The sequence below is a fragment of the Methylobacterium sp. J-030 genome, assembly GCF_022829545.1.
GTDB lineage: Bacteria > Pseudomonadota > Alphaproteobacteria > Rhizobiales > Beijerinckiaceae > Methylobacterium.
This window is the reverse complement of the sequence record NZ_JAKSYM010000236.1, coordinates 1-11,129: the sequence shown is the minus strand read 5'-3', so window position 1 is coordinate 11,129 and position 11,129 is coordinate 1. Positions and strand designations below refer to the sequence as shown.

Annotated in this window: 18 protein-coding genes; 13 read left to right on the top strand and 5 right to left on the bottom strand. The window is 65.0% G+C overall.

What is annotated here, in order from left to right; all coding sequences use genetic code 11:
* Positions 1-230: 230 nt before the first annotated feature.
* Entirely contained in the window at positions 231-842 is a 612-nt protein-coding gene (locus tag MKK75_RS17270; protein WP_244043773.1) for a hypothetical protein, read from the bottom strand.
* Between MKK75_RS17270 and MKK75_RS17265 the strand changes: the two genes are divergently transcribed.
* The 3 genes from MKK75_RS17265 to MKK75_RS17255 all read left to right on the top strand — a co-directional run bounded on the left by MKK75_RS17265 (position 835) and on the right by MKK75_RS17255 (position 2,382).
* Positions 835-999, top strand: a complete 165-nt coding sequence (locus MKK75_RS17265; RefSeq protein WP_244043772.1) for a transcriptional regulator — start codon at positions 835-837, stop codon at positions 997-999. The genes MKK75_RS17270 and MKK75_RS17265 overlap by 8 nt on opposite strands.
* A 292-nt stretch (positions 1,000-1,291) precedes the next feature.
* The gene (locus tag MKK75_RS17260) at positions 1,292-1,501 is read left to right on the top strand and encodes a cold-shock protein (RefSeq protein WP_244043771.1); all 210 of its coding nucleotides are present in this window, start codon (positions 1,292-1,294) and stop codon (positions 1,499-1,501) included.
* A 209-nt stretch (positions 1,502-1,710) separates the two neighbouring features.
* Positions 1,711-2,382, top strand: a complete 672-nt coding sequence (locus tag MKK75_RS17255; protein WP_244043770.1) for an SOS response-associated peptidase — start codon at positions 1,711-1,713, stop codon at positions 2,380-2,382.
* On the opposite strand, the gene MKK75_RS17250 is transcribed toward MKK75_RS17255, so the two are convergent.
* Complete coding sequence (locus MKK75_RS17250; protein WP_244043769.1) at positions 2,379-2,711, bottom strand: helix-turn-helix domain-containing protein; 333 nt, start codon at positions 2,709-2,711, stop codon at positions 2,379-2,381. The genes MKK75_RS17255 and MKK75_RS17250 overlap by 4 nt on opposite strands.
* Before the next feature lie 64 nt (positions 2,712-2,775).
* Here MKK75_RS17250 and MKK75_RS17245 point away from each other — a divergent pair, with 64 nt between their 5' ends.
* On the top strand, positions 2,776-3,249 hold the full coding sequence (locus MKK75_RS17245; protein WP_244043768.1) for a hypothetical protein: 474 nt from the start codon (positions 2,776-2,778) through the stop codon (positions 3,247-3,249).
* Between the two features lie 3 nt (positions 3,250-3,252).
* Positions 3,253-3,438, top strand: a complete 186-nt coding sequence (locus MKK75_RS17240; RefSeq protein WP_244043767.1) for a hypothetical protein — start codon at positions 3,253-3,255, stop codon at positions 3,436-3,438.
* A gap of 403 nt (positions 3,439-3,841) precedes the next feature.
* Here MKK75_RS17240 and MKK75_RS17235 read toward each other — a convergent pair whose 3' ends face one another.
* Positions 3,842-4,609, bottom strand: coding sequence for a hypothetical protein (locus MKK75_RS17235; protein WP_244043766.1), 768 nt, complete (start codon positions 4,607-4,609; stop codon positions 3,842-3,844).
* On the bottom strand, positions 4,588-5,091 hold the full coding sequence (locus MKK75_RS17230; protein ID WP_244043765.1) for a hypothetical protein: 504 nt from the start codon (positions 5,089-5,091) through the stop codon (positions 4,588-4,590). The genes MKK75_RS17235 and MKK75_RS17230 overlap by 22 nt, the downstream gene beginning before the upstream one ends.
* A 334-nt stretch (positions 5,092-5,425) precedes the next feature.
* On the opposite strand from MKK75_RS17230, the gene MKK75_RS17225 reads away from it, so the two are divergent.
* The 8 genes from MKK75_RS17225 to MKK75_RS17190 all read left to right on the top strand — a co-directional run bounded on the left by MKK75_RS17225 (position 5,426) and on the right by MKK75_RS17190 (position 10,661).
* Positions 5,426-5,704, top strand: coding sequence for a hypothetical protein (locus tag MKK75_RS17225; protein ID WP_244043764.1), 279 nt, complete (start codon positions 5,426-5,428; stop codon positions 5,702-5,704).
* Positions 5,701-6,708 (top strand): tyrosine-type recombinase/integrase, encoded by a 1,008-nt coding sequence (locus MKK75_RS17220; protein WP_279593956.1) that lies wholly within the window; start codon positions 5,701-5,703, stop codon positions 6,706-6,708. Before MKK75_RS17225 ends, MKK75_RS17220 begins: the two co-directional genes overlap by 4 nt.
* Positions 6,708-7,340: a ParA family protein gene (locus tag MKK75_RS17215; RefSeq protein ID WP_244043762.1), complete on the top strand. Its 633-nt coding sequence runs from the start codon at positions 6,708-6,710 to the stop codon at positions 7,338-7,340. Before MKK75_RS17220 ends, MKK75_RS17215 begins: the two co-directional genes overlap by 1 nt.
* Positions 7,337-7,726, top strand: a complete 390-nt coding sequence (locus MKK75_RS17210) for a hypothetical protein (protein WP_244043761.1) — start codon at positions 7,337-7,339, stop codon at positions 7,724-7,726. Before MKK75_RS17215 ends, MKK75_RS17210 begins: the two co-directional genes overlap by 4 nt.
* Positions 7,727-7,952: 226 nt before the next feature.
* Entirely contained in the window at positions 7,953-8,519 is a 567-nt protein-coding gene (locus tag MKK75_RS17205) for a hypothetical protein (RefSeq protein WP_244043760.1), read from the top strand.
* Positions 8,520-8,925: 406 nt separating this feature from the next.
* Positions 8,926-9,309 (top strand): hypothetical protein, encoded by a 384-nt coding sequence (locus MKK75_RS17200; protein WP_244043759.1) that lies wholly within the window; start codon positions 8,926-8,928, stop codon positions 9,307-9,309.
* Between the two features lie 26 nt (positions 9,310-9,335).
* A complete protein-coding gene (locus tag MKK75_RS17195) occupies positions 9,336-9,989 on the top strand; it encodes a hypothetical protein (RefSeq protein ID WP_244043758.1) in 654 nt (217 codons plus the stop codon).
* Positions 9,990-10,382: 393 nt separating this feature from the next.
* Positions 10,383-10,661, top strand: coding sequence for a PilZ domain-containing protein (locus MKK75_RS17190; RefSeq protein ID WP_279593955.1), 279 nt, complete (start codon positions 10,383-10,385; stop codon positions 10,659-10,661).
* Positions 10,662-10,888: 227 nt separating this feature from the next.
* On the opposite strand, the gene MKK75_RS36380 is transcribed toward MKK75_RS17190, so the two are convergent.
* On the bottom strand, positions 10,889-10,987 hold the full coding sequence (locus MKK75_RS36380) for a PsiF family protein (RefSeq protein WP_409567581.1): 99 nt from the start codon (positions 10,985-10,987) through the stop codon (positions 10,889-10,891).
* Positions 10,988-11,129 lie beyond the last annotated feature (142 nt).

The window sequence follows — 11,129 nt, the reverse complement described above, 5'->3', positions numbered from 1 at the left end:
CAATGATGCGGTCCGCGGCGTCCAGTGGGATCTGCACGGCATCCCCCAGGCGGGCGCGGAGGGGCGGGCCGGGGAGGGGCGGCGGGGGAACGATCGCGCCCCGGATCGGACGCGGGATGAAAGTGCGCACGTCGGCCATGGGGATGGTCCGGGGTCGCAAGGAAGGGAAAGCCCGGCGGGGTCCAGCCGGGGCGGTACGCACGGCGGAAAAAAGAGGGGGGGGGGCGGTATCAGCGGCCCTCGAGCTCGGCCTCGGCGTGGGCCAGCAGCTCATGAGCAAAGGCCTTGATCGCGTCACGGTCGCCGCCGTCGATAGTCGTCACGGCGCACATCGACAGACGGGTCTCGCGATCGACCTGTGTGCCGGGCGCTCGGCGCCAAACTTCCAGTTCGGCCGCACTCTCGACCTCGGTCAAGGCATCGCCCAGCCAGTGCATCAGCTTGCCGATGCCATTGGGCTCGATGGCCCCATAGCGCCCCCGGCGCGTCCCGCAGCGCGGTCCCCATGTGTAGGCGTAGGCCACGCCGCCGACCGCATCGGCCAAGTCTCGAATATCCTGCAGCTCGTCGATCGTGGCGGACGCGAGGTCGAGCATGCCCACGAGACTGGCCTCGTGCCTGGAGCATTCCTCTCGGGTTGCCAGGATCACGCGCAGCGCGTCGGTGACGGTAGACAGGGCGCGTTCGCCGGAAGACAGCACGAGGTCTATGCGCGTGCGGTCCGTGGCCTCCTGCAGATATTCGGCAAGGGCTGCAACGCCCGGCAGCGTGGTCGGGCGAGCCGTGAAAAGTGCGTTGTAGGCCTCGACCTCACGCCTGGCCGAAGCGTCGGGCGTGAGCATCGGGACGATCCGCAACATGGAGGCTTGCGGCTCCGACACGCTGAAAAGCGGTCTGAAGACCATCTCAGCTGTGCAACGCGCCCTTGAGGCTGAAGGCGTCGAGTTCTTGAACCACGGCGAGCCGGGTGTGAAACTGCGCCGGAAGGCCGAGCCATGAGCCAGCGCTGGGCTCGGATCGGCGGCACTGTCTCGCTCGCGGGCTTCACCGTCATCGTCACAGCCTTGGCGGTCTGCGGGCTCGCGGGGCTGGTGCCTTGACCGCCGGCCTTGAGTTCATCCCCGAGAACGGCGGCGTGGCTGGGATCCGGTTTCGGTAGCGGAAAGGGTGAGCGCTCCGCCGCAGACACCGAGAAGTGGTGCACCTTTCCCCTCGGAACACGCGGACATTTGCGCAGGTTCGCCCTCACAGCCTGCCGTGTTGGCATGCTGGAGACGACCAGGATACGTTTATGGCTACCGGCACTGTGAAGTGGTTCAACGAGACCAAGGGCTACGGCTTCATCCAGCCGGATGACGGCGGCAAGGACGTGTTCGTCCATATCTCGGCCGTCGAGCGCGCGAATATGCGCAATCTGGTCGAGGGGCAGAAGATCTCCTACGATGTCGAGGCGGACCGGCGCAGCGGTAAAGAGAGCGCCGCGAACCTGAAAAGCGACTGAGGCTTCTCGATCTGGGACCCTGACGGATCGTGCCGTTGAGGACGGGCTAACCGCGCTTCGTCACGCTGCTCTCGGGCCGCGTCGCGTACTGGCCCCCTCGCCGTGAGGAACGGCACCGAGCCCCGCCAGCCCGTGATCAGATCGGGCGGCGGGGCAGCGTTCGTCACCTTGGGTCCTGTTTCCCTGCGCGACCTTGGCGAGCGAGCCGAATGTGCAACCTCTACAGCTTGATCCGCGGTCAGTCGGAAATCGGCAGGGTGTTCAGCGTCGAGCGCGATGACACCGGCAACCTGCCGCCGCTGCCCGGCATATTCCCGAACACGGCGGCGCCCGTGATCCGCATGCGCGACGGCGCTCGGGGCCTGTCGATGATGCGCTGGGGCATGCCATCCCCTGCCTTCGCGCTGAAGGGGAAGAAGGTCGATCCTGGCGTCACAAACGTGCGCAACACGGCCTCCCCGCACTGGCGCCGATGGCTCTCGCCCGAACACCGCTGCCTCGTGCCGTTCACGAGCTTCAGCGAGAACGAGAAGGCCGCGGACGGCTCGCACCCGCCCGTGTGGTTCGCCTTGACGGAGGATCGGCCCCTCACCTGCTTCGCGGGCATCCTGGTCGAGGGCTGGCAAAGCGTGCGTAAGGTGAAGGACGGCGAGACGACGGACGATCTCTACGCCTTCCTGACCACCGAGCCGAACGCCGAGGTTGGTGCCGTGCATCCGAAAGCCATGCCGGTGATCCTCACGAAGCCGGAGGAGTGGGCAACGTGGTTGTCGGCGCCCTGGTTTGAGGCCAAGGATCTCCAGCGGCCCTTGCCCGATGATGCACTGGTGGTCGTAGCTCGCGGCTCTCGCCGGGATGGGCGAGACGACGACATGGCTTAATGGCCGCCGTCACGATCCGCATGCCGCGCTGACCGCCTCGCCGCCTGCCGTTTCTGCAGCAGCGCTTTGAAGTCGATGATCTCCTGAACGGGGACATCCGGGGCACGCCTACGTCCCCGAGTGGGCTCAGGCGGGCATTCCACCCGTCTCTGCCGCTCCCGGAACTGGGTGATGTCCTCGGGGTCGAACCGCTTGCGGACTCGCTTCTCGCCCAGGCCGACCGCGATGTAGGCGATGTCGCCGCGGGCTACGTGACCGTCGAAGGTTCGGCGGCCGATCCGCAGGAGCTTGGCCGCCTCGTCGGCTGTGAGGAGATCGGGTTCAAGCATAGGATCCTCCCAGAGCGCACGCCATCGTGCGCGGACCCGCAGAGGATGCCCGCCGATGCAGCCGATGCCAGAGCCGACCATCGCCGAGATCGAGCGCGAGGTCGTGCATATGAACTACATCGTGGGCCGTTACGGTGAGCGATACCGGCCGATCCTCGATAGCCTCACTGGGCATCTTGAGGTGCGCCAGCGTCAACTATCGGCACCAGAGAGGAGCATGCCGAAGCGTCCGCGCCCCCTCCCTGACCGATCCGAGGTCACCGACGACACGCCGCTACACCTCGACACGGCCGCGCGTCTGGCCTTCCCCGATGGCGCCTTGTCGGGTTTAGCCTTGCGGAACGCGGCCGCCCGCGGGGACCTCGCATATGAGCGCTTGGGCGGTCGCATCGTCACAACTCTGCGCTTCATCAAGGAGTGGCGTGAGCGCAACCGGCATCCGGCGCGCTCGACCGTGGCAAAGCCGATCGGCGACGAGCCCGAACCCGACAAGGATGGCAAAGCCAAAGGCGGTCAGGGTCGCCGCCCGAAGGAATAGGCGATGCCCCGCACCCCAGCCCAAGTGACCCAAGCTGACATCGCGCGGGCGATCCGAGCCATGCGTGCCGCCGGCTACACGGACGTGCGTGTCGTCTTCCGGGACGGCTCAATCATCGTCGAAGCTGCGCCAGAAGAGGAGGCAAGTGCCGGCCGGCGCAGGAAACAGGAACGGCTCATCCTCCTGTAGGCTTCGCCCAAGCCGCCCCCTGCGATCACCTGGAAAGAGCGCATGACGAAGCGACCGAGACAGCCGAGAGGCCCTTTGGTGCTGGAGCCACGGTGCCTGACGATCGCGGACGCAGCGGCGTATTGCGGACTGACGCCGGGCGGCTTTCGGCATTGGGTCATCATCGGCCGATTTCCAACCGCGCTCCCGGGCACGCATCGGTGGGACCGGAAGGCCATCGATTACGCCTTGGACCGCCTGAGCGGACTGCCGGCCGTTGCGGCCGGCGAGCCAGAGGAGGATGAAATGGACCGATGGCTTCGCGAGCATGGCGTGCGGGAGGCGGACGCGCCCCACCCCAACGCCGGCCTCCGCGGGCCCCCTTGGCGCCGCGTGCCGAAGTAATCTTGAGATGAAGGGTTGGTCAGGCCGCCAGCCGACGAAATGTGTCGTCGGACGCACTTGCATCGACGATCCTCGCCGCACGACCTAGGATCAAACGCTGATCCTCCCGGAAGGCCGCCGGACGGCTCAGAACGGCGACAGTAAGGGGCGCATCGGTCAGACGCCGCACATCGTCCAGTTTGAGGTAGGCGGACGACACGGACACCGCAGAAGGTGTGACGGCCGCGAAAAGAATGGTGCGGCCCTCAACCCGAGCCGCCGCATCGAACGGCCACGCGTGCGAAGACGCGCCAGAAACCTGCGGTCGAGCATCGACATGCTTCTCGCCGAACACGTGCTTGAGCCGATCCGCCAAGCCGACCTTCAGGCGACGGTCGAGGCGTTCGGCGTGACGCTCGGCAACGAGTTGCGCAGCCCGCCTCGATGCATCGGCGACAATCGCCATGAACCCAGGCAGGTTGTCGGCCGGCGCCTCAATCTCGAATAGCTCGTTGCCATCGAACTTGACCCCGGAACGCTCCGCGGTCTCTCGGGCAGCACGATGGAAGAACTCGGTTGCGCCGGCCATGTCGGCCTCGCGCGCTGCGGCTCCGTCGTCCGTGATGACGAAGTCCCGGGGGCCACCCCCGATCCGCAACGTCACGAAGCTACCTGAGGGATACAGGACGGGCAGCATGACGCGAGCGTCCGCCCCCGGCCCGGTACGAACCTGGATAAGCGCGCGCGCAGCCTCGTCCGCGACAGCGGCGAGGGGATGGAGGCTCTTCAGATCAGCGAGGGTGACCATGGCGGCGTTGGCAGTTCATTCCGGAACGCGAGATTGAAGGTAGCACATACATAGGCAACCGCCTGTTCGAAATCGGCAGGATCTGGATCGATCGGCAACGAGACAGGCAAGTTGTTCGCCACCATAGCGGAAAGGCCGAGCGCCGCATTCTCCTCGAAGGGGTGCAGCCCTGTGAAGCTGGTAAGGCCGCGATGTGGGCCAACACGGTTCGTGTGCGCTCTGGGCGGCCGCCAATCGAACCGAGCGATGGGAAACATCTCGCTGGGCTCTGCCAAGCACAGCTGGAAGCTCATATCCTCGTTGGGCAAATCCACTACGGCCGTGATGTGAAGCTCGGCGTTCAGCGTCTGTCCCTCTGCCAGAGCTGCCAGCACCAGTTTGCGGGGACGGTTGCCCTGTTGCCACGCCGGAGCACCGGCGACGATCTTCGGCTCGGTAAGCACTTGGCGCATGCGGGCCAGGATCGCGTCCGCTTCGATCATAGACACTCAGAGGATCGAGCGGCGCGCTGCATATTCCGTCCCTAGCACCGCAAGCATGCTGAATTGCTAGGCTAGCGCAAGCGGCAACGCCTTTCTGACCTCTGCGCTCGATTATTTGCGCGCTTGCCGGGCGGCCATACCATCGCGGCTCGCCCGGCCTCGCGCACAACCCCGACCGCTCCCGCGGCTGGTGCGCCTGAAATAGACCAGCCGAAGCCCGATTGCCACGTGTCCGCATGACCACGTTACAACGTGGTGACGCGATCTCGTTGCCAGCTCCTGCGTGGTCGTCTAAGGTCCGATAAGAAGAGATTATCGGACACCAGACGCCAGCATGCCAGCGACCCCGCCCCGCCTCGCCTTCTCACACGCCGGGCAGGACTTCATCGTCAAGTCGCGGCCAGTGGCGGACGGTGTCGAGGTCCGCGGTTTCTGGCATGCGCGCTCGAAGGGGCGGACGCGGTTCTTCGTCGTCGTCCCGTCCGAGGCCATCCAGAAGGCCCAGCGGCCGGACTGGGCCGATCCGGTACAAGCAGCGTTGAAGCTCATTCGGAACCAGATCACCTCGGCGATCGACGAAGGCGAGCCTCTGGCTGAGGAGGCTCAGCGTTGAGCACGGACTTGGCCCTCCCCGCGCCGACCGGCCTGCAAGCGTTCGCTGAGCGGGCACGTGAATATGCCGGTCAAGCGCGGGCCAAGAATACGCGCCGGGCCTACGCCTCGGACGTGCGGGCCTTCGCCGCCTGGTGCGAGATACGAAGGGAGGCTGCTCTGCCCGCCAGTCCGGCCGCAGTCCTAGCCTACCTGATCGACCACGCTGCCACGTTGAAAGTTGCCACGTTACAACGTCGACTGGCTGCGATCCGCGAGCAACACGCCACGGCGGGGCTTCACCTCGATACCGATTCGGCGGCGTTCCGCGACGCGTGGCGAGGTATCAAGCGCACTCACGGCCAGCCGGCGGCGAAGAAGCGGCCCCTGATGACGGTGGATCTCCGGCGCGCCGTTGCCACCCTGCCGGACACGCTGGCCGGCCGGCGCGATCGGGCGCTCATCCTCGTGGGGTTCGCCGCTGCGCTTCGTCGATCGGAACTCGCCGGGCTCGAGGTTTCGCGCCGGGACGGCCACGCGTGGGTCGAGGAGCGGCCCGACGGATTGGTGGTGCATCTCGCCCGCAGCAAGACGGACCAATCGGGGGAGGGCGTCGAGATAGGCGTCCCCTATGGCTCGAACATGGATACGTGCCCAGTGCGCAGCTATCGCGCTTGGATCCATGCGGCACACCTGAAGGAAGGTCCCGCATTCCGGCCTATCGATCGGTACGGTCATATCGGCGCGAAGGCGGTGACGGATCGCGCCGTCGCCCGGATCGTACAGCGCACGGTCGAGGCGGCCGCGCTGGCGGAGGGGCACTCGCCGGAAGAGGCACGGCGGCTCGCGGCAGCCTATGCCGGCCACTCGTTGCGCTCGGGGCTCGCCACGTCGGCCGCAGCGAACGATGCGCCAGGCCATGCCATTCAACGGCAGCTCCGGCACAAGCGCTTCGACACGACCAGCGGCTACATCCACAGCGGGCAGCTCTTCAAGCAGAACCCGGCCGGGATGGCGGGGCTGTGATGCGTGTCCTGGTCCTCACGACACAGAAGGGCGGCAGCGGCAAAAGCACCCTCGCCGCTTCGCTCGCCGTCGCGGCGATGCAGGACGGGGAGACGGTCGCTGCGCTCGACGCTGACCCCCAAGCGTCGCTGGCCGGCTGGGGGAAGCGGCGCGAGGTGGACGGGCTCGACGTTCAGCGGGTCGAGCCGTCGGCGTTCGCGGGGACGCTTGGCCGGATCCGCAGCGCTGGGGCGGTCTCGCTCGCGATCGTGGACACGCCCGGCCGGTTCGGCCCCGACGTGGCCCTGGTGCTGCGCGAAGCCAGCCTGTGCCTCCTGCCGGTAAAGCCGTCCATCCTCGACGTCGAGGCAGCGCGGCCGACGGTGGAGCAACTGCGCCTCCTGAAGAAGCCGTTCGCCTTCGTGCTCAATCAGTGCAACCCGACCACGCAGGCCCGCACGCTCGACGCAGCGACGGCGCTGGTCAGCACTGGGGCGCTGGCGCCGTCCATGGTGGCGACGCGATCGGATTTTCTCGACTCAATGACGACAGGGCAGGGCGTTACGGAACTGGCGCCGAAGGGTAAGGCAGCCGTCGAGGTCCGGTTGCTCTGGCAGTGGATCAAGGCGCAGCTCGGAGGCGCGAAGGCATGAGCAAGAAACCCCGCCCGTCGATCAACGATCAGCTCGCCAGGATCGCCGCGCAGGCCACCACAGTTAATCAACCACGTGAGAACGCGCCCACAGGTCAGCGTGACGACGTGACCACGTTACAACGTGAAGACGTGCAAACGTTAAAGCGTGACAACGTGGTTTCTACATCTGCTATAGACGAACCGGCCGGACCCGAGGGGTACAAGCGCCGCGTCCGGTACGAGAAGCCCCATGCCTCGATCTACGCGCATCCCAAGGTGTTCAAGGCGCTGCGCGAGATCGCAGCGGCGACGGACTGCAAGCCGCACGACCTCTACATCGAGGGGCTGCGGATGGTGCTGCGCCAGCACGGACGCGACTTCGACGCTCTGAACCGGGGAGAGTGACCACGTGATCACGTGGTATAACGCCCCTAGATGGCCGACCGCGATGCGGCTTGCATTCATCCTATGCGTTCTCGCGACCGCAGCGGCCGCCGAAGATGCTCGCCCGGCGCCGCCAGCGGCAGCTGAGCGCACAGCTGCGCCTAGCGCCAGAGATTATGTCGGGGGCACAACTCAGGCCATCCAACGGCAAGCGGAGGCCGCGGAGGAGGGAACAGAGTTCTGGCCGGTGATCCACGGCTACCGACTCAAGATCACGGACACGCTGGTGGCGGCCTTCACTGCGCTGTTGACCGCCGTCACCTGGGGTCTGTGGTGGGCGACTCGGCGGCTCGTGCATGGGGCCGATCAGACAGCGGAGCGGCAGCTTCGCGCTTACCTCGGCCTCGACAAAGGCGGTTTCCGGAATGACGCCGACTTCGCCCAGTATGAGGTCGGCTTCCGGAACTTCGGGACGACGCCGGCTAACAACGTGCGCATCCGGCTCGACAGCGATCTTAGAGATGCGGACGACGATCGACCCTTCACGATCGGACCCGAATTCCAGTCCTACGGCCCTCTGTCGCCAACCCAAGTCACGGTTGCGCTAGCTGACGAGGATAGGTCGTTTGATACCGCGGAGTGGAGCTCGATCTACGGCGGATCGAAGAGATTATATGTCTTCGGCGAGGTACTTTACGAGGACTGCTTCAATCGCACCCGCTCGCTCAAATTCCGACTGATGACGGAAGCGCGCTTCGACTCAGCGAGGAGGGGACAGCTCAAGTTCTGTCCCGATGGCAACGATGCGAATTGACGTGACCACGTGGTCACGTGACAGCGTGACGCTCTAGAGGCGCGGCGCTGATCTCGCACGGACCATAGATCAGAGCGGCCATTGGGACCCGTGCACGGTGGTGGGCCACATCCGGCGACCGAACGCCTTCGAGGGGCGCTCGGGGGGCGGGTTCTTCTAAAAATCTGCCTTGGATTAAAAAGACCCAAAGTTCTTTTCTTTGTTGAGGGAACAACTTAGAATTTGGCGCGTCCGCGCGTTAAATATCTACTGGTTTTTCCGCTTCGTCGCAGGCCGGTAGGCAAATGGTTCCTGGCCATTTCATTCAGGCTCCGGTCGATTAAATTGTCTGCAATCAATTTTTATTTCTGGAACGTCTGATGAATTCGGAGTGTTTCCACCATCCTATACCCGATTGGAGACCGTCATGCGTACCTCTGCCGCTGCTATCCTTCTCATGAGCGTGCTCAGTTCGGGCGCCATGGCCCAGACCACAACGACGGGCTCGCCCGCCTCGCCTGATGCGAAGACCAGCCAACAATCCGGCGGCCAGCAGAGCGTTACGCGACCCAACACCGACAAGATGACGCCGGACGGCGCCTCCACGGGAAGCACCGCCAACACAAAGCTGGAGAAGGGCGCAAACAGCTTCACGGAAGGCGAAGTTCGTTCGCGTCTCGACAAGGCAGGGTTCAAGGACGCCAAGGACCTCAAGAAAGATGCCGATGGCATCTGGTACGGCACGGCGATGCGTGACGGCAAACCCACCACCGTGGGCCTCGACTTCAAAGGCAACGTTGCCGCGCAGTGATCCAGAATTAATCGAGGAGATTTTCCATGGCTCAGCAGACAATTACCGCGCTTTTCGATCGCTACGAGGATGCAAGCACCGCGGTTAGCAAACTCGAAGCTGGTGGGGTCCCGCACGCTGACATCAGCATCGTCAGCAACAACGAAGGAGACCGCCACAGCGGCTCACTGAAGGGCGACGGGGATCACGTGAGTGATGATACCCGGGAGAAGGCCAAGGATGGCACCGGCACAGGCGCTACGCTTGGGACTGTGGTCGGTGGCGCGGCAGGTTTGCTCGCGGGTCTCGGCTTGATCGCAATCCCAGGCGTTGGACCGGTCGTGGCCGCGGGCTGGCTCGTTGCCACACTGACAGGTGCGGGCATCGGAGCAGCAGCGGGAGGTCTTGCTGGTGGGCTGACCGGCGCAGGTGTCAGCGAGAAGGACGCGCATGCCTACGGCGAAGGTGTCCGTCGAGGCGGTACGCTCGTCACTGTCCGCGCTGACGAGGCTCGCGGTCCGATGGTGATGGACATCCTCGAACAGCATGGTTCGGTCGATCTCGACCAGAAAGCCAATACATGGAAGGCCGAAGGCTGGTCACCGTCGGGCGCAACGGATGTCACCACTCCATCGGGCGCAGGCCTGGCTTCCGGCCGCGGGCGTGTTCGCGCTTACCCCAGTTCTGACGGATCGCTTTGAGCCAGTATCCAGGCTTATAGCTTAACGGTAATGAGCAGTGCCTATTCCGTTCGGGGGCACTGATATCCTCGGAAGATGCGCAGGCCCTCGCAGGACTATCGCGGGGGCCTTCTGCATTCTAAGCCCCAACGGCTTCCATGACCTTCCGCGACCGGCCGGCCCCGCTTCGCCTTGTCGGAGATGGTCGCCGCTGGCTCGGCAGCCTTCGAAGCGGCCTTCCGGCACTGGCTTCCGAGGCCAGCACTTTTGGCGAGCGCCGAGCGCTACGCCGAATAGCTCGCCTTGAACCGTTAGCCAAGGATTAATAGTCTTTTCATTCGATGTTTAGCTTCACCTATAAAGTCTTAAGGAGCGTGTGAGATCGTATTGGTTCACCTTTAGCAGTGTACTGTGATGTTAGAGCGCCGAGCCAAGCTTCGGGTGACGTCGACGCTGGAGGGGGAGGTGTCGCTGGCTGGAACCAACGTTCGTTCCCCCTGCGTAGTGCTCAACCACAGCCCTACAGGTGCTTGCGTCCTGTTCGCTTCGGGCACGAAGGTGCCGAACACGTTCAACCTCTCGATCGGCAAGAAGAGCACCGCGTTGCCGGTCAGAGTCGTGTGGTGTCGCGATGCGACGATGGGCGTCGCCTTCTTGGTCCCGCGGATCGTGCCTGACGTGATCCCGGGCTAAACACGAAAACCACTTGCAGCTCTCGCTGGTTGTCGGGGGCTGGATCCCGCGACGACGTGGTTAGGCCATGTGCCGTTCGGTCAGTGGCCGGAGCGACGAACGCGAGGTAGCGCGCGGCCCTGACGACGTTGCGGTTGTGATTGCTGAGCAATCAGGGGCGAACACTTCTGAGAGGCGCTCGGGAGCCGGTTTCTGTGGGAGACCGAAGGACCAATGGAAGCCGCACCTCAATCCTCGGGCGTGACGCATGTCCCCATGAAAGCCCTCCGCTCCGACCCTTCCTTGAGCTTCTGAGCGTCCGCCCGCTGTCGGCAGCGATCGAGCACCGCTGGATCGACGGCTGATGCCGCTTCCTCGCCGGCGGACGTAGCTCCCGACACTGGCCTCCGAGGTGGCTCCGACGTGCTCTGGGCACGTCCAGCGGCGGGAAGGCAGGTGACGCTGGCCAGAGCAGCGAGGAGCGCGATC